This is a genomic window from Streptomyces bicolor (genome assembly GCF_000719285.1).
In the GTDB taxonomy this organism is placed as follows: domain Bacteria; phylum Actinomycetota; class Actinomycetes; order Streptomycetales; family Streptomycetaceae; genus Streptomyces; species Streptomyces bicolor.
Genome location: NZ_JOFS01000042.1, coordinates 1 through 16,917, shown reverse-complemented (window position 1 = coordinate 16,917; position 16,917 = coordinate 1). Strand labels below are relative to the sequence as shown.

At 70.4% G+C, this 16,917-nt stretch carries 14 protein-coding genes; 4 read left to right on the top strand and 10 right to left on the bottom strand.

The window, feature by feature from the left end; genetic code table 11:
* Positions 1-177: 177 nt before the first annotated feature.
* Together IF78_RS0137340 and IF78_RS0137335 are read left to right on the top strand one after the other, a co-directional pair.
* The gene (locus IF78_RS0137340) at positions 178-2,259 is read left to right on the top strand and encodes a PTS fructose transporter subunit IIABC (RefSeq protein WP_031487722.1); all 2,082 of its coding nucleotides are present in this window, start codon (positions 178-180) and stop codon (positions 2,257-2,259) included.
* Between the two features lie 156 nt (positions 2,260-2,415).
* Positions 2,416-2,673 carry a hypothetical protein gene (locus tag IF78_RS0137335; RefSeq protein ID WP_031487721.1) on the top strand — a complete coding sequence of 86 codons (258 nt, stop codon included), beginning with the start codon at positions 2,416-2,418 and terminating at the stop codon, positions 2,671-2,673.
* Between the two features lie 23 nt (positions 2,674-2,696).
* On the opposite strand, the gene IF78_RS0137330 is transcribed toward IF78_RS0137335, so the two are convergent.
* The 4 genes from IF78_RS0137330 to IF78_RS0137315 form a co-directional block, all read right to left on the bottom strand.
* Positions 2,697-3,443 (bottom strand): DUF6227 family protein, encoded by a 747-nt coding sequence (locus IF78_RS0137330; protein ID WP_031487720.1) that lies wholly within the window; start codon positions 3,441-3,443, stop codon positions 2,697-2,699.
* 178 nt (positions 3,444-3,621) lie between these two features.
* On the bottom strand, positions 3,622-4,839 hold the full coding sequence (locus IF78_RS0137325; protein WP_031487719.1) for a L,D-transpeptidase: 1,218 nt from the start codon (positions 4,837-4,839) through the stop codon (positions 3,622-3,624).
* Positions 4,840-5,072: 233 nt separating this feature from the next.
* A complete protein-coding gene (locus IF78_RS0137320) occupies positions 5,073-6,101 on the bottom strand; it encodes a P1 family peptidase (protein WP_031487718.1) in 1,029 nt (342 codons plus the stop codon).
* A gap of 121 nt (positions 6,102-6,222) precedes the next feature.
* Positions 6,223-7,461, bottom strand: coding sequence for a low temperature requirement protein A (locus IF78_RS0137315; protein WP_037642160.1), 1,239 nt, complete (start codon positions 7,459-7,461; stop codon positions 6,223-6,225).
* A gap of 113 nt (positions 7,462-7,574) precedes the next feature.
* On the opposite strand from IF78_RS0137315, the gene IF78_RS0137310 reads away from it, so the two are divergent.
* The gene (locus tag IF78_RS0137310) at positions 7,575-7,757 is read left to right on the top strand and encodes a hypothetical protein (RefSeq protein WP_031487716.1); all 183 of its coding nucleotides are present in this window, start codon (positions 7,575-7,577) and stop codon (positions 7,755-7,757) included.
* 4 nt (positions 7,758-7,761) lie between these two features.
* Here the strand turns inward: IF78_RS0137310 and mscL are convergent, their stop codons facing one another.
* From mscL to IF78_RS0137280, 6 genes are all read right to left on the bottom strand, one after another.
* Positions 7,762-8,220, bottom strand: coding sequence for a large conductance mechanosensitive channel protein MscL (gene mscL / locus IF78_RS0137305; protein ID WP_031487715.1), 459 nt, complete (start codon positions 8,218-8,220; stop codon positions 7,762-7,764).
* A gap of 129 nt (positions 8,221-8,349) precedes the next feature.
* Positions 8,350-8,850: a CpaB family protein gene (locus IF78_RS0137300; protein ID WP_078662735.1), complete on the bottom strand. Its 501-nt coding sequence runs from the start codon at positions 8,848-8,850 to the stop codon at positions 8,350-8,352.
* 290 nt (positions 8,851-9,140) lie between these two features.
* Entirely contained in the window at positions 9,141-9,983 is an 843-nt protein-coding gene (locus tag IF78_RS0137295) for an S-methyl-5'-thioadenosine phosphorylase (RefSeq protein ID WP_031487713.1), read from the bottom strand.
* A 285-nt stretch (positions 9,984-10,268) separates the two neighbouring features.
* A complete protein-coding gene (locus IF78_RS46920; RefSeq protein ID WP_031487712.1) occupies positions 10,269-10,589 on the bottom strand; it encodes an FmdB family zinc ribbon protein in 321 nt (106 codons plus the stop codon).
* A 67-nt stretch (positions 10,590-10,656) separates the two neighbouring features.
* Positions 10,657-11,949 (bottom strand): MFS transporter, encoded by a 1,293-nt coding sequence (locus IF78_RS0137285; RefSeq protein WP_031487711.1) that lies wholly within the window; start codon positions 11,947-11,949, stop codon positions 10,657-10,659.
* A 257-nt stretch (positions 11,950-12,206) separates the two neighbouring features.
* Positions 12,207-13,763 (bottom strand): potassium/proton antiporter, encoded by a 1,557-nt coding sequence (locus IF78_RS0137280; RefSeq protein ID WP_425314640.1) that lies wholly within the window; start codon positions 13,761-13,763, stop codon positions 12,207-12,209.
* Positions 13,764-13,973: 210 nt separating this feature from the next.
* Between IF78_RS0137280 and IF78_RS0137275 the strand changes: the two genes are divergently transcribed.
* Positions 13,974-16,760 carry a penicillin acylase family protein gene (locus IF78_RS0137275; protein WP_031487709.1) on the top strand — a complete coding sequence of 929 codons (2,787 nt, stop codon included), beginning with the start codon at positions 13,974-13,976 and terminating at the stop codon, positions 16,758-16,760.
* Positions 16,761-16,917: the final 157 nt, after the last annotated feature.

Sequence of the window (16,917 nt, the reverse complement as noted above, 5' to 3'; positions counted from 1 at the left end):
GGCCGCCTACGGACGGCAGGGCCTCCTGAGCCGCTCTGCCGCCCGGGGGAGGCGGGGTTTCCCCGACCCCGCCCACCCCTCCACCCCTGGCACCCCCACCGCCACCCCCCACCGCACCCCCGTCCCCTGCACCGCCCACCAGACTCCCCGGGCGATACGCGTGCGAAGGAGCCCGCGATGAGCGACATGATCACCGCGGACCTGGTCGATCTCGACCTGTCCGCCGATACCAAGGAAGCGGCGGCGCGCGCCCTCGCCGAGCGCATGGTGGCCCTGGGCCGGGTGACCGACCTGGACGGCTACCTCGCCGACGTGGCCGCCCGTGAGGCACAGATGCCGACCGGCCTCGACGGCGGCATCGGCATCCCGCACTGCCGCAGCGAGCACGTCACCGAGCCGACGCTCGCCTTCGGCCGCAGCGCCGCCGGCATCGACTTCGGCGCGGCGGACGGCCCCGCGGACCTGATCTTCCTGATCGCCGCCCCGGCGGGCGCGGACGACGCCCACCTGACGATCCTGTCGTCGCTGGCCCGGCAGCTGATGAACGCCGAGTTCACGGACGCGCTGCGGTCGGTGGGGGACGCGGCGTCGGCGGCGGCGCTGATCCGGGGCGAGGAGCCCCCGGCGGCCGAGACGGCCGCTTCCACAGACTCCGTGGCGTCGTCGGTGGCGGCCTCCGCCGACGACGCCACGGGCACCACCTCCGGGGCCCCTGGCGGTACCACCGCTGAGGCCCCCGGCGAGACGCCCGGCGAGCGCCCCTTCCGTATCGTCGCCGTCACCTCCTGCCCGACCGGCATCGCCCACACGTACATGGCGGCCGAGTCGCTGGAGAACGCGGGCCGCGAGGCGGGCGTCGAACTCGTCGTCGAGACGCAGGGCTCGGCCGGCTTCACCCGCCTCGACCCGGCCGTCATCGCCGCGGCGGACGGCGTGATCTTCGCCCACGACGTGGCCGTACGCGAGAAGGACCGCTTCGCCGGCAAGCCGACCGTGGACACCGGCGTGAAGGCGGGCATCAACCGCCCCGCCGAACTCATCGCCGAGGTGCGCGAGAAGGCGGCCCGCGGTGAGGTCACCGCGGCGGCCCGGCCCGGCGGCGGCACGCCCGTCGAGCGCGTCGGCGAGCCCGGCGAGGGCTACGGCAGCAAGCTGCGCAAGTGGCTGATGTCCGGCGTGAGTTACATGGTCCCGTTCGTCGCGGCCGGCGGTCTGCTGATCGCCCTCGGCTTCGCGATCGGCGGCTACCAGATCAACGAGGCCAAGTCGGTCACCGAGCACTTCGACTGGGGCCAGGTCGACAGCTGGGGCGCGCTGCTGTTCCAGATCGGCGCGGCGGCCTTCGGCTTCCTCGTCCCCGTCCTCGCCGGATACATCGCGTACGGCATGGCCGACCGGCCAGGTCTCGTGCCCGGCTTCGTCGGCGGCGCGATCTCCGTCACGATCGGCGCGGGCTTCCTCGGCGGTCTGGTCGCCGGTCTGATCGCCGGTGGTGTGGTCCTCGGCATCCAGCGGATCAACATCCCGCCGGTGCTGCGCGGCATCATGCCGGTGGTGGTGATCCCGCTGGTCTCGTCGGCGGTCGTCGGCTTCCTGATGTTCGTGGTGATCGGCAAGCCGATCTCCGAGGCCCAGAAGGGCCTGACCGACTGGCTGAACGGTCTGTCCGGCACCAACGCCATCCTGCTCGGCGTCCTGCTCGGCCTGATGATGTGCTTCGACCTCGGTGGCCCGGTCAACAAGGTGGCCTACACCTTCGCGACGGCCGGCATCTCGGTCGCGGCGCCCAGCGACTCCGCGATGAAGATCATGGCCGCCGTGATGGCCGCCGGCATGGTCCCGCCGCTGGGCATGGCGCTGGCGACCACGGTCCGCAAGAAGCTGTTCACCACCGCCGAGCGCGAGAACGGCAAGGCGGCCTGGGTGCTGGGCGCCTCCTTCATCTCCGAGGGCGCGATCCCGTTCGCCGCGGCCGACCCGCTGCGCGTCATCCCCGCCTCCATGGCGGGCGGCGCGGTCACCGGCGCGCTGACCATGGCGTTCGGCTCGACCCTGCGCGCCCCGCACGGCGGCATCTGGGTCACCTTCCTGATCGGCAAGCCGTTCCTCTACCTGCTGGCCATCGCGGCCGGTACGGCGGTCACGGCCGGCCTGGTGATCCTCCTGAAGGGCATGCGCGGGACGGCCCCGGACGGCACCCCCGCCGCCGAGTCCCCGGCGGCCTCGGCCGCGGAGGCCAAGCAGCCGGTGGCGGCGTAGGGCATGATCCGCAAGCATCCGCCGGACAGGCCCTGAGTCCTCCGGCGGGCAAAGCTCCCGCTTGTCCCTTTGAGGCGCTGTGAGTTGTTCACGGCACCTGCGAGATACGTCACGGTCCGGGCCCAAAGGCCCGGACCGTGGTGTCTACTGGGGCCCATGCCTGAGCACGTCTCGTTCCTCCAACTGCTGGGCCCTGCCGTCCTGGCCCTGGCGGCCGTGCTCTGGGTGGTCAGCCTGATCCGTCTCCTGCGCGGCATCCGCCCGCAGCGCTCGCCGATGCGCCCGGGCGGCTCGGCACTCTCCGCCCTCCCGCAACAGCGCCGGACGGCCCCCGAACTGGAGGCCGTGGAACTTACCCCGGCGGAACGGGACGCGTTCGCGGGACTGGTACGCCGGCTCAGCGACGGTCGCTGAACATCCGGGCCGGGATAGCCGGGTTACGACACCTGCGTCGCCCGCCGCTCCATCGCATCGCGCGCCGCGTCCTCGTCGACGTACACCTCGCACATGTGCCGTCCGTCCGGTGTCGCCGTGTGCTCGACCTCCCACAGGGAGACCTCCCTGCCGTCGCGCAGCAGGAAGGCGTGCTCGTAGAGCGAGAAGCACAGCCCGGCGCGTCCCGTGCGGCACGGGCGGCCGAAGGCCTGCGTGATCTGGTGCGCGAACGCCGTGGTCAGTAACGCGGCCGTCTCCGCGCCCGGCCGGTCGGCGTTCTCCGCCCGGCGCAGCAGCCGGCGCGCGTGGTCCGCCGAGTCGTCCGGCACATACGCGTGCCGGGGCGCGGGTATCGGCGACAGCTGCACCGTCACCGGCAGTTCGAAGTCCGGCGCGTCCGACGGCAACGGCAACCGCGAGGTCGCGGCGCGCAGCTCCTCCTCGTCGGCGTACACCTCGTGCTGCGGCGCCCCGCCCCGTGCGGTGTTGTGCACGAGCTCCCACAGCGTGAGCGCCGAGCCGTCGGCGAGCAGCCAGGTGTGCCGGTACGTCTCGCGGTGCAGTCCCGCGCTGTGGTGCGCGGAGTGCAGAGAGCTGTCGTGAGCCAGCGCACAGTCGAGCCGCTGTATCGTCTCGTCGGCCAACTCGAAGGAGTTCAGGGCGCGGCCGAGGAGTCGCGCGAGGTGCTCCTCCGGAGACTCCGGCGACTCGGGTGGTTCGTACGCTGCCGTCTCGTACGGAACGCTCAAGGTTTCTCCCGGCGTTGCTGCATGTCACCTTGTGGGTGCATACCGTAGCCCCTCGGTCGGACATCATGTCCGGGAACCGAGAAAACGTACGTCCGGTAAAACGCACGGGCCGCGCGAGAAGTTCCCGCGCGGCCCGACGAACCATCAACAATCCCTGCTGGAACGGTACTTCAGTGGATCACGCGGCACTGCCCGCGACCCACTCGCTCCACGCCATGTTCCAGCCGTTGAGCCCGTTGTCCGGCGTCACGGTCTTGTCGGGAGAGTTCTTGACGATCACGACGTCGCCGAGGATCGAGTTGTCGTAGAACCACTTGGAGGGCGTGTCACCCTGTCCGCCCTGCACATCCTGCAGGCCGACGCAGCCGTGGCTGGTGCCCTGGCGGCCGAAGGGCGGATTGCCCTTGTTGTACCAGTAGTTGCCGTGGATGAACGTCCCTGACTGGGTCAGCCGCATCGCGTGCGGCACATCCGGGATGTTGTACGCGTTGTCCAGGCCGACGGTCCTGCTGTCCATCCGCAGCTTGGTGAACTTCTCGGAGATCACCATCTGCCCGTTGTACGTGGTGAACTCCGCGCTGCCCGCCGAGATCGGCACCGACTTGATCGTCTTGCCGTCCCGCACGACCGTCATCGTCTGCGTGTCGACGTCGACCGTGGAGACCTGCGAGCGCCCGACAGTGAAGGTGACGGTCTTCTTCTGCACGCCGAAGACACCGTTCGCGCCCTCGACGCCGTCCAGGTCGACCTTCATCGTGACCTTGGAACCGGCCTTCCAGTACTCCTCGGGCCGGAAGTCGAGCCGCTGCTCGCCGAACCAGTGCCCGACCACCTTCTGCCCGCTGCTGGAGGTGACCGTGATGTGCGACTGCACGGCCTTCTTGTCGCTGATCGCCTTGTCGAAGTTGAAGGACACCGGCATACCGACGCCGACCGTCGTGCCGTCGTCCGGCGTGTACGTCCCTATGAAGCTGTTGGCCGGACTGACCGTGGTGAAGGTCGAGTCGGCGGCGACGGTGCGCCCGTCCACGCCCTTCGCGCTGGCCGAGATCTCGTACTTCGTGCCCCGCTCCAGCTGCTCCTTCGGCTTCCAGCTGCCGCCGTCGGCCGACAGGGAGCCCGGCACGGCCTCCCCGCTGTCCGCCAGCGTCATCTTCACGTCGGTCAGCTTCCCGTCGCTGACCTTCACGCCGGTCGTGTTGATCGACGCGCCTGACGAGCCGTCCTTCGCCGAGATCACGATCTTCGCGGCGGACGCCGCGGAGTCCTTGCCGCCCTTCCCGTCCTCGTTGTCGGCGTTGGCGCTCCAGCCGCAGGCGGTGAGGGTCAGGGCGCCGATCACCAGGGCGGCACAGGCCCTCAGTGCGCGCCGCGCTGCTATGTCCGGCGTTGTCACGAGCTGCTCCAAGTTCATGTGATCTGCGGGATCCGTTCCGTTCCACGGTGGAAGAGGCCACCGCCACCGAACCGGGTTCCCGCCGTACGCGGTGAACGCCATCACGTGACAGAACCGCGACAATCACCCGCACGGCCCCGCACGGCCCCGCACGGCCCCGCACGGACCTGTACATACCGCACGGACCCACACCGTCCCGCACCCTGCGCAGGCGCCGCCTGCCGGATCCGCGGTCAGCGCTCCCCGTACAACTCCCGGTACGACGGCCACACTCCCCCCGGCCCGTCCACCGACTCGGCCGCGCGTACGGCGCGCACGATCGCGCGCGTCACCGCGTCCGCGCCCGCCGCGAGGATGTCGTTCAGCGCGAGGGGGTGCCCGGTGTCGAGCGGGCGGTCCCCGGTGGCCAGGGCGAAGACCGTGTCGCCGTCGTGGAGCAGGTGCACCGGCCGCACCGCGCGTGCGATGCCGTCGTGCGACGTGCCGGCCAGCTTCTGCGCCTGCGCCTTCGACAGGTCCGCGTCGGTGGCGACCACCGCGAGCGTGGTGTTCAGCGGAGGCGGTGCGTTCTTGACCGCGATCTCGGCGAGGCGGCGGCGTGCGGCCTCGTGGACGTGGGTCTCCGGGTAGACCACCCGCCCCTGGAACAACTCCCCGTACATCACACCGGTTTCCGGATCCACCGCCGCCCCCGCCGCGTTGGCCACCACCAGGGCGGCCACCGTGATGCCCGAGTCCAGGACGACGCTCGCCGTGCCGATGCCGCCCTTGACCGGCCCGACCGTGGCTCCCGTGCCGGCGCCCACGCATCCCTCCCGCACGGGCGTGCCGGGTTCGGTCGCCGCGGCCGCCTCGACGGCCGCCCGCCCGGTGGCCGCGTCCGGCCTCGCCCGGAAGTCGCCGCCCCGCCCGAGGTCGAAGACACAGGCGGCCGGGACCACGGGCACGACCTCCGCCGGATCCACGCCCACGCGCACCCCGCGCCCCCGCTCCTCGAGCCAGGCCATCACCCCGGACGCCGCGTCGAGTCCGTACGCGCTGCCGCCGGTGAGCACGATCGCCTCGACCTTCTGCACGAGGTTGCGCGGATCGAGCGCGTCGGTCTCCTTGGTGCCGGGGCCCCCGCCGCGTACGTCCACGGCGGCGACGGCCCCTCCCTCGGGCGCGAGGACCACCGTGGTGCCGGTGAGCCAACCGTCGCCGGTGCGCGTCGCGTGCCCCACCCGCAATCCCGCGACGTCTGTCAGAGCGTCAACTGTCATGGGCCCAGTCTCGTCCAGTGCCCGGCGCCGCCCTATGACCCGCGTCGGCCGTGACCCATCTTCGCCCCTACCGCCGCCCCTTCCGTCGTCTCTTCAGCCGTCCCCTCGGTCGTCCCTTTCCCTAGGCGACCGGCGCCTTCAGCCGCTGTCTGTCCTCCCGGCTCGTCATACGTGCCGTCAGCGTGGTCCCGGTCGCGACCGCCAGCGCCGAGACGAGGCCGGCCGCGAGCACCGCCCACTCGCCCAGGAACGTGCAGCAGATCACCAGCAGGGCCGTCGTCGGCAGCACCAGTTGCTGGGTGATGCCGAACTTGAAGTGGCGCGAGTGCAGCGCCCAGACGGTGAGCAGGTAGAGCGCCGTCGGCAGGGTCACCGCGGCCGACGCGGCCAGCGTCGAGATGTGCGCCTTGCCGATGCTCTGCTCGACCGCCACCTCCAGGCCCGCGCCGATCGCGGCCGCCGAGGCGAAGACGAGGTAGTGGCCGTAGCCCCACAGGAACGCCTGCTTGTTGGAGCGCAGGTGACCGTGGATCGGCACCACGAAGTAGATCCACCACGCGGCGAAGATGATCAGCAGCCCGCCCGCGGCGATCGGCAGCAGTTCGCCCAGCTCGTCGCTCTCGTCGATGCCCGTCTTCACCGCCACCGTGGCCGCGGCGATGGTCTCGCCTAGCACGATGATCGTGAACAGCCCGTACCGCTCGGCGATATGGCGTGGATGCCAGGACGTGGGGTGGTCCTTCTCCGCGTACGGCGGCACGCACAGCTCGAGGATCGCCATCACCAGGAAGAGCCAGGGCCTGGCGTCCTCGGGCAGGACCACCAGCCCCAGCCAGCCGACGAGACACAACAGCACACCGGCGGCATACCGCAGGGCCATCGTTCTCTCCGGGCCCTCACTCGACCTGGCCGCGCGCAGCCACTGCGTGACGAGTGCGAGCCGCATGATCACGTAGCCCAGCCAGACCGCGAGGAAGTCGTGGTCCTCGAACGCCTGGGAGACCCCGGCCGCCAGGACCAGCACACCGGCGATCTGCAGCAGGGTGACGACCCGGTAGAGGACGTCGTCGTTGTCGTACGCCGAGGCGAACCAGGTGAAGTTCATCCAGGCCCACCAGATGGCGAAGAAGACCATCGCGTAGTTGAGGATCCCCTCGCCCGCGTGCCCCTCGGCGACGGCGTGCACCAGCTGGATCCCGACCTGGGCGATGGCCACGACGAAGCACAGGTCGAAGAAGAGCTCGAGCGGGGTGGCGGTCCGGTGCGCCTCCTCACGGCCACGGGCCGTGAGCCTGCGCAGTGGGCGGTTGCTTTCGCGCGCCCGGGGGGAGTCCGGCGCGGGAGTCGAACTGGACGTCATGGGATCAAGCACAGCAGATGGGGCGGGGAATTGCTTGCCCAGTGATTCACAAGTGCGCAAGGCCGTCACCCGCAGCCCGGTAGCCGTAGCCCCAAGGACCGTACCCTGGACGCATGAGTACCGCCTCCGCCTCCGAGCCGCGCAAGCCGAAGCCTGCGCTGATCTTCGACGACCCGCTGGACCAGCAGTCCTCGGACGACACGGACCGTGGATGGGGCGAGCGGCCTGGCACCGACGGCGACAGCGCGGCCGACCTGAAACGCTTCCTCGACGAGAAGCCGCCCCACCACATCTGAGCCGTTATTGCCGGCTTGGCCCCGAGCCGCGCTGGGCGATCAGTGCGTCGCGGATCTCCTTGAGCACCTCCAGCTCGGTCACCTCGATGACCTCCTGGGTGCCCTCCTTGGCCTTGCGGCGGGCCTCCTGGCGGGCCAGGTACTTCGCCATGGGCAGGACCATCAGGAAGTAGACGACGGCCGCGGTGATCACGAAGCTGAGGGTCGCGCCGAGGACCGAGCCCCACAGAATCCGAATGCCCTGGTCGCCCTTGCATGTCGAGCTCAGGCACGAGCTGTAGTGATCGAGGTTCTTGGTGCCGATCGCCCCGACCAGCGGGTTGATGATCCCCTTCACCACCGAGTTGACGATGTTGGTGAAGGCGGCACCGATGACCACCGCCACCGCCAGATCGACGACGTTGCCGCGCATCAGGAAGGTCTTGAAGCCCTCCCAGACGCTCGGATCCTTCTTCTCGCTCACTTCGGAGCCACCCCTCGGACGCACAGGTTGTGGAACAGACCGCTCCGCAACCTACGTGAGCGTTAAGCCATCCTGTCCAATCGGGTCCCTCCAACGAAGGGCTTGACAGAGGCTCGTCCAGATTCCGCCTCAGCACAACGTCACCGCCAACCGCGCCGTAGCACTCGCCCCCGCAAGCCGCGCCGCCGTGGATCGCGGGACCGACAGCACCACCAGCGCCCCGCTCTCAGCCGTGGCATCCAGCGGTTCCGGCACCTTCGTCACCCGCGCCCCGCGCGCGACCACCTCGGCGTCACCGCCTGCCGCACTCTCCTCCGCGGCGATCACGTCGACCCGGTCACCGGGCCGCAGCAGCCGCACCGTGGCCCCGTCGGCGATCCGCACCGGCGCGGACACCCGCTCGACGGCCCGGTGCTGGCGTACCGGCTCCGCCACCGGGTGCCCACGCGCCCGGTCGGCCTCCCGCGGCCCCGCCGCCACGAGTGCCGCCGCGGTCACGGCGAGCCCGGCCGCCACGGCCCGCCTCCGGTGCCGTACGAGCCGGCGCAGTTGATATCGCCCGCCGCGCACCCGCACCGGGGCGAAGTGCGGTACCTCGCAGGTGGCCGGGGCGTCCGGGCCCAGAGGCAGCGGAACGACTGGCGAAGACGAAGAGAGGGAGGAGCGAGAGGAGTGGGAAGAGGGGGAGGAGAGGGAAGTACGGGACGACGGAGCAACGGACACGGGTACCACCACCTGCGACGACGGAACGGCTTGCCACGCCACGATGAGGCATCTCGCCGCTGCCCGCCGGAGCCGGTGGACTACTGGCCGGTTGTGGAAAACTCCCGCACCCGAACGAGGAATTCCGTCCCTTGCCCGTCCTCAGGCCGGGGCCCAGCCCGTCCTCACGCCGGGCCCAGTCCGTCCCCTCGGCGGCCCTACGGCAGCTCGAACCCCGGATCCATCCCACCCAGCGCGTTGGCGCACAGGCAGTCCCGCTCCCCGTTCCCCGGCAGCCCCGCCACCGCGTCGAACAGCACCCCTCGCAGCCGGTCCACATTCGCCGCGAACACCCGCAGCACCTCGTCGTGCGAGACGCCCTCGCCGGTCTCGGCGCCCGCGTCGAGGTCGGTGACCAAGGTCAACGAGGTGTAGCAGAGCTCGAGTTCACGGGCGAGGGCCGCCTCGGGGTGGCCGGTCATGCCCACCACCGACCAGCCCTGCGCACGGTGCCACAGCGATTCGGCACGGGTCGAGAAGCGCGGGCCCTCTATGACCACGAGGGTGCCGCCGTCCACCGGCTCCCAGTCCCGCCCGCGCGCCGCCTTCAGCGCGGCCGCGCGTCCCGTGGGGCAGTAGGGGTCGGCGAGGGAGACGTGGACCACGTTCGGCACGTTTCCGTCGGGCAGGGGCAGGCCGTCGAAGTAGGTCCCCACCCTGGACTTCGTACGGTCGACCAACTGGTCCGGCACGAGCAGCGTGCCCGGCCCGTACTCCGGACGCAGACCGCCCACCGCGCACGGGCCGAGCACCTGACGCGCGCCCAGCGAGCGCAGTGCCCAGAGGTTGGCCCGGTAGTTGATCCGGTGCGGCGGCAGATGGTGGCCGCGGCCGTGCCGGGGCAGGAAGGCGACCCGCCGGCCGGCGATCTCGCCGAGGAAGAGGGAGTCGCTGGGCGGTCCGTAGGGGGTGTCCACCTGGATCTCGGTCACGTCGTCGAGGAACGAGTAGAACCCGGAGCCGCCGATCACGCCGATTTCGACGTTCGCCTTGTTCGCCATGCCCGCACCCTAACCGGGACCGGAAACGCCGAGGAGCCCGTCCGCGACCCGCACCCGGAAACCGCCGAGGACCCCGTCCCCGACCCACACCCGGAAACGCCAAGGAGTCCGTCCTTGACCCGCCCCCCACAACCGCCGAGAACGGCCGTCCTTCAGCACCACCGCAACCGCCGAGAACGGCCCTCCTCGCCCCCATGACCGCCGAGAACGCCCTCCTCACCCCGCACCCGCGAACGCCAAGGACCCCGTCGCCGTAAGACGACAGGGTCCCGCGAGCAGGAGGTGTTACGCGGCGGAGCTGCTGGAGGAGGTGCCGGCGCTCGACGGCTTCGAGTCCGAGGACGATGAAGACGAAGAGGCGGACGAGGACGAGTCGGACGAGGAGGACGTCGACGACTTCGACGACGCCGGCGAGCTGCTCGACGAGGAGCCGCGGCTGTCGTTGCGGTAGAAGCCGGAGCCCTTGAAGACGATGCCGACCGCGGAGAACACCTTCTTGAGGCGGCCCTGGCAGCTGGGGCACTCGGTCAGGGCGTCATCGGTGAACTTCTGCACCGCCTCGAGGCCCTCGCCGCACTCGGTGCACTGGTACTGATAGGTGGGCACTGTCTTCCTCCTGGCACTCTCACTCGATGAGTGCTAACGACGGTCCATAGTGACGTATTCCAGCCGCTCAGTCCACTGCTACCGGCACCCGGTGACCCACGCCACGTGCGACGGTACGGACGCGGGGTCGGACCACCAGCCGCGAGCGCAGCGCCACCAGGGTCGCCAGGGCGAGCAGCGTGCCGCCCATCGGGACCAGGAACCCGGCGCCGCCCCAGAAGCGGTCCTCCAGCTGTCCGGCGATCGTGACGGCGGCGGCCTGGCCGAGCGCCACCGCACCGGTCAGCCAGGTGAAGGCCTCCGTGCGGGCACCGGCCGGGACCAGGCTCTCGACCAGCGTGTACCCGGTGATCAGCGCGGGCGCGATGCACATGCCGACGACGAGACCGAGGCCTGCGAGGAGCAGTACCGAGTGTGCGGCCCACAGCCCGGACGCGGCCAGCGCCAGCGCGGCGTACCCGAGGACGAGGCGGCGCTGCGGGGCCACCTTCCACGCGATGGCGCCGCAGGCGATGCCGGAGAGCATGTTGCCCGCGGCGAAGGTGCCGTACAGGACGCCGTTCAGGCCGGGCTCGCCGATCGACTCGGTGAAGGCGGCCAGCGAGACCTGCATGCCGCCGAAGACGGATCCGATGCCCAGGAAGGTCACGATCAGCACGCGCACCCCGGGGACGCGCAGCGCGGAAGCGTGCTCCACGCGCGCGTGCCCGGCGACCGTGACAGAGGGCTGCGAGCTCTTCTGCGCGGCGAACAGCAGACCGCCCAGCAGGGTGAGCGCGGCCTCCGTCACCAGGCCGGCGGCCGGGTCGACGGCGGTGCACAGCGCGGTGGCCAGCAGCGGGCCGACGACGAAGGTCAGCTCGTCGGTGACCGATTCGAAGGCCGCGGCCGTCGTCATCAGGGGCGAGCCCTGGAGTTTCACGCCCCAGCGGGCGCGCACCATGGGGCCGACCTGCGGAACCGAGGCGCCGGTGGGCACGGCCGCCGCGAACAGGGCCCACAGGGGCGCGTCGGTCAGAGCGAGCGCCGTCAGGGTCAGACCCGACAGCGTGTGGATCAGTACACCGGGGATCAGCACGGCGCGCTGACCGTAGCGGTCGGCGAGGCGGCCGCTGTAGGGGGCGAACAGGGCCATGGAGACGCCGGTGACGGCCGCGGCGGCGCCGGCCGCGCCGTAGGAGCCGGTGGTGTGCTGCACCAGCAGCACGATGGAGATGGTCAGCATCGCGAACGGCTGGCGTGCCGCGAAGCCGGGCAGCAGGAACGTCCAGGCGCCGCGGGTGCGCAGCAGCTGTCCGTATCCGGGGCGGGAGGAGACCGGCGAGTCCTTCGACGGCTCGGTGGTGACCGTGGATGCCACGGCCCGTGCCTTTCTGCCGCCTGGTAGCGCGGCCCCTTCGGGTGGGGGGCGGCGCCGAGAGCTGTCCTCACGCGCGGAACTGCGGTAGATACCGGCGTCCACTGCTCAGGACGACCCGGCCGCCATACGGTCGCGCCAGCTCTGCGTCAGGCAGAGTTGGTTCGATCTGGGTTACGCCTGCATAGTACAGGGGGCCATGGGGGAATCGCCTGTGAAAATGCGCACCATGACCTGCTCCACCTGCGATTAGGCGCTGATCAGTTCGCGCCGTTCGTCCCCAGCCACCCGGCCAGCTTGCCCCCGGCCGCCACGGCGCGAAGGCGGTTCTCGGCGGCGTCCCGTACCGGATCCGTGGCGACCACGAGCAGCTCGTCCGCGCGCCGCAGCACCGTCGTCGGCAGCGGGACGAACGACTTTCCGTCGCGGACGACCAGGGTGACGGCGGCTCCGGCGGGCAGCCGCAGCTCGTTGATCTCGACGCCGTGCATCTTCGAGCCCTCGGGGATCCCGAAGGACAGCAGGTGCCCGCGCAGCCGCTCCAGGGGTGCCGACTCGATGCCGAGGTCGGCGGCCTCGGGGCCGCCACCGAGGTTCAGCTTGCGGGCGAGCCAGGGCAGCGTCGGACCCTGGAGCAGGGTGTAGACGACGACCAGGACGAAGACGATGTTGAAGATGGTGCGGCTGTCCCGGACGCCGCTCACCATCGGGATCGTCGCCAGGATGATGGGCACGGCGCCGCGCAGCCCCGCCCAGGACATCAGCGCCTGCTCGCGCCAGGGGACGCGGAACGGCACCAGGCACGCGACGACGCTCAGCGGGCGCGCCACCATGGTCAGCACCAGGCCGATGACGAGCGCGGGCAGGATGTCGTCGCCCAGCTCGTGCGGGGTGACCAGCAGGCCGAGCAGGACGAACATGCCGATCTGGGCGATCCAGCCGACCCCGTCGGCGAACCCGCGCGTGGCGGGCCAGTGCGGCAGCTTGGCGTTGCCCAGCACCATCGAGGCGAGGTACACGGCCAGGAAGCCGCTGCCGTGCGCCATCGCGCCGGCCGCGTACGCGGTGACGGCGATGGCCATGACGGCGATCGGGTAGAGGCCGGAGGCGGGCAGCGCCACGTGCCGAAGGCCCCAGGAACCGAGGAAGCCCACCGCGATGCCGATGGCCGCGCCGATGGCCAGCTCCAGGGCTATCTCGCCCACCAGCACATACCAGTGCTCCATCGGGCCGGAGTGGGAGAAGGCGACCACCAGGATGACCACGGGTGCGTCGTTGAAGCCCGACTCCGCCTCCAAGGTGCCCGTCACGCGCGCGGGGAGGGGGATCTTGCGCAGCACGGAGAAGACGGCGGCGGCGTCGGTGGAGGAGACGACCGCCCCGATGATGAGCGCCTGCCGCCAGTCCAGCCCGACCAGATAGTGCGCGCCCGCCGCGGTGACCCCGACGCTGATCCCGGTCCCGGCCAGCGCCAGCGCGGTCGCGGCCGGAAGGGCCGGCTTGATCTCCTTCCACTTCGTGCCGAGACCGCCCTCGGCCAGGATCACGACCAGCGCCGCATAACCGATGACCTGCGTCAGCTCGGCGTCGTCGAAGCGGATGCCGCCGATGCCGTCCTGGCCCATGAGCACGCCGATGCCCAGGTACACGAGCAGGCTGGGGAGCCCGCTGCGCGAGGAGATCCGGACCGCTGCGACGGCGACGAGCAGGACGAGCGAGCAGACGAGCAGGAGCTGGTTGAGGTCGTGGACAGTCAGCGGCCGTTCCCTTTCCCTGGCCCGCACGCACGCGCGCGTGGGCTCACGTACATAGGACACGAAGTGGCGGTTCTCCGCACCCAACTACTTCGTTACCTTACCTAACTCTTGACGATTTCTTGACACTCGGCGAGGCATGATCGAACGTCCGTCCGCGCTGGTTCACCACTCCGCGTCAAGGTGGACCGGGCCCTGCGCCTATGGTTGCTCCAGCGCTCATTCAAAAGGACAGCCCGCCCTGCCGCTCGCGTAAGGACAGCAAGGACAGCGATGCCCCCGAATACCACCGCCTCCACGGGTCAGCAGCCCGGCAAGTCCGGCAGGAAGAAGGGGCGCAGAGCCCGTCTGATCGTCCTCGTGCTGGTACTGGGCCTGATCGCAGGCGTCACCGGTGGTGCCTACTGGTCCATCAGCACCGTCCGTGCCTCGTTCCCGCAGACCAAGGGCTCGATCTCGCTGGAAGGCCTGTCCGGGCCCGTCGACGTGAAGCGCGACGACTACGGCATCCCACAGATCTACGCCTCCTCCGACGAGGACCTGTTCATGGCGCAGGGCTACGTCCAGGCGCAGGACCGGTTCTACGAGATGGACGTACGCCGGCACATGACCTCCGGGCGCCTGTCCGAGATGTTCGGCAAGAGCCAGGTCGGCAACGACGAGTTCCTGCGCACCCTGGGCTGGGACCGGATCGCGCAGGAGGAGTACGACAAGACGCTGTCGGCCTCCACCAAGAAGTACCTCCAGGCCTACGCCAAGGGCGTCAACGCCTACCTGGACGGCAAGGACGGCAAGGACATCTCCCTGGAGTACGCGGCTCTCGGGTTCGCCAACGACTACAAGCCGGCGAAGTGGACCCCGGTCGACTCGGTCGCCTGGCTCAAGGCGATGGCCTGGGACCTGCGCGGCAACATGCAGGACGAGATCGACCGCGCCCTGATGACCAGCCGCCTCGGCCCCAAGGAGATCGCGGACCTGTACCCGGAGTACCCGTACAGCCGTAACAGGACGATCGTCCAGACCGGCCAGTACGACGAGGTCACCAAGACGTTCCAGCCGGCCGGCTCCGCGTCCACCGCGGGCTCGTCCACCGGCGGCTCCACGAGCGGCGCGGCGGGCACCGCCTCCTCCTCGGGCACCAGCGGCCTGCAGAGCCAGTTGGGGGGCCTCCAGGACGTCCTGGACGACCTCCCGACGGCCGTCGGCGTGAACGGCAACGGAATCGGCTCCAACTCCTGGGTGGTCGGCGGGAAGCACACCATCACCGGCAAGCCGCTGCTGGCCAACGACCCGCACCTGTCGCCCGCGCTGCCGTCCGTCTGGTACCAGATGGGCCTGCACTGCCGCGCGGTCTCCGGCAAGTGCCAGTACGACGTCGCCGGCTACACCTTCGCGGGCATGCCCGGCGTGATCATCGGCCACAACCAGAACATCTCCTGGGGCATGACCAACTCCGGCGTCGACGTCACCGACCTCTACCTGGAGAAGCTCTCCGGCGACGGCTACCTGTACAACGGCAAGACGGTGCCCTTCGCCACGCGCGAGGAGACCATCGATGTCGCCGGTGGCGCGTCCAAGAAGATCATCGTCCGGGAGACCAAGGACGGCATGCCCCTGCTGTCCGACCGCAGCTCCGAGCTGGTGAAGGTCGGCAAGAAGGCCTCCGTCGACACCGCCGCCCCCGACCGCGGCGACGGCTACGGCATCGCGCTGCGCTGGACCGCGCTGGACCCGGGCACCTCCATGGACGCCGTGTTCGCCATGAACAAGGCGGCGGACTGGAACGACTTCCGCGCCGCGGCGGCCCTGTTCGACGTGCCCTCGCAGAACCTGATCTACGCCGACACCAAGGGCCACATCGGCTACACCCTGCCCGGAAAGATCCCCACGCGCGCGCGGGGCTACGACGGCTCCGTCCCGGCGCCGGGCTGGGACTCCAGGTCCCGCTGGACCGGCTACATCGACGAGGACGAGCTGCCGTACGAGTACGACCCGGCACGCGGCTACATCGTCACCGCCAACCAGGCCGTGGTCGACAAGAAGTACCCGTACACGCTCACCACGGACTGGGGCTACGGCGCCCGCAGCCAGCGCATCACCGACCTGATCCAGTCGAAGATCGACGACGGCGGCAAGATCTCCACCGAGGACATGCGCCAGATGCAGCTCGACAACAGCAGCGAGATCGCCAGGCTGCTGGTGCCCCAGCTGCTGAAGATCGACATCTCCGACAAGGACGTCCGGCACGCGCAGGACGTCCGGGACGCACAGGAGCTCCTGGAGGGCTGGGACTACACCCAGGACGCGGACTCGGCGGCGGCCGCCTACTTCAACTCGGTCTGGCGCAACATCCTCAAGCTCGCCTTCGGCAACAAGCTGCCCAAGGAGCTGCGGGTCAAGGGCCAGTGCCTGTGGGTCGACCCCGTCAACACCACCGGCCCCGCGGACCAGACGGGCGAGGTGCGCGAGTGCGGCGAGCGCGACGCAGACCAGGCGCAGCCGGACGGCGGCGACCGCTGGTTCGAGGTCGTGCGCAGCCTCATGGACGACGAGGACAGCGACTGGTGGACGACGACGAGCTCGGGCAACCGCCCTGGCGCCACCAACCGTGACGATCTGTTCAAGCGCGCCATGATCGACGCCCGCTGGGAGCTGACCGCCAAGCTCGGCAAGGACATCGACACCTGGAGCTGGGGCCGGCTGCACCGCCTGTTCCTGAAGAACCAGACGCTCGGCACCGAGGGCCCCGGCTTCCTGCAGTACGCCCTCAACCGCGGCCCCTGGAAGCTCAGCGGCGGCGAGGCCACGGTCAACGCCACCGGCTGGAACGCCGCGGGCGGCTACGGCGTCGTCTGGGTGCCGTCGATGCGGATGGTGGTCAACCTCGGCGACCTCGACAAGTCGAAGTGGATCAACCTCACCGGCGCCTCCGGGCACGCCTACAACGCCCACTACACCGACCAGACGGACAAGTGGGCCGAGGGCGAACTGCTCGACTGGTCCTTCTCGGACGCCGCGGTCGACGAGAGCACGCAGGACACCCTGGTGCTCAGGCCGTGACCCACTGACGGCGAACGGCCGAAGGGCCCTCCACGCGCGCGTGGAGGGCCCCTTGGCGTCAGAGGGCGTTTCGTTCCGTTGTTTAGTCCCTGGATGCCCTAATTCGTTGAGGTTCTAGGTGCCGCGCCAGCTCGGGGTGGATTCGGCTGTGAGGCGG

What these genes read in the sequence shown, in the direction of transcription:
- IF78_RS0137340 (WP_031487722.1), top strand. Translation starts at nt 178, where the DNA reads ATGAGCGACATGATCACCGCGGACCTGGTCGATCTCGACCTGTCCGCC.
- IF78_RS0137335 (WP_031487721.1), top strand. Translation starts at nt 2,416, where the DNA reads ATGCCTGAGCACGTCTCGTTCCTCCAACTGCTGGGCCCTGCCGTCCTG.
- IF78_RS0137320 (WP_031487718.1), bottom strand. Translation starts at nt 6,101, where the DNA reads ATGACAGTTGACGCTCTGACAGACGTCGCGGGATTGCGGGTGGGGCAC.
- IF78_RS0137315 (WP_037642160.1), bottom strand. Translation starts at nt 7,461, where the DNA reads ATGACGTCCAGTTCGACTCCCGCGCCGGACTCCCCCCGGGCGCGCGAA.
- IF78_RS0137310 (WP_031487716.1), top strand. Translation starts at nt 7,575, where the DNA reads ATGAGTACCGCCTCCGCCTCCGAGCCGCGCAAGCCGAAGCCTGCGCTG.
- IF78_RS0137295 (WP_031487713.1), bottom strand. Translation starts at nt 9,983, where the DNA reads ATGGCGAACAAGGCGAACGTCGAAATCGGCGTGATCGGCGGCTCCGGG.
- IF78_RS0137275 (WP_031487709.1), top strand. Translation starts at nt 13,974, where the DNA reads ATGCCCCCGAATACCACCGCCTCCACGGGTCAGCAGCCCGGCAAGTCC.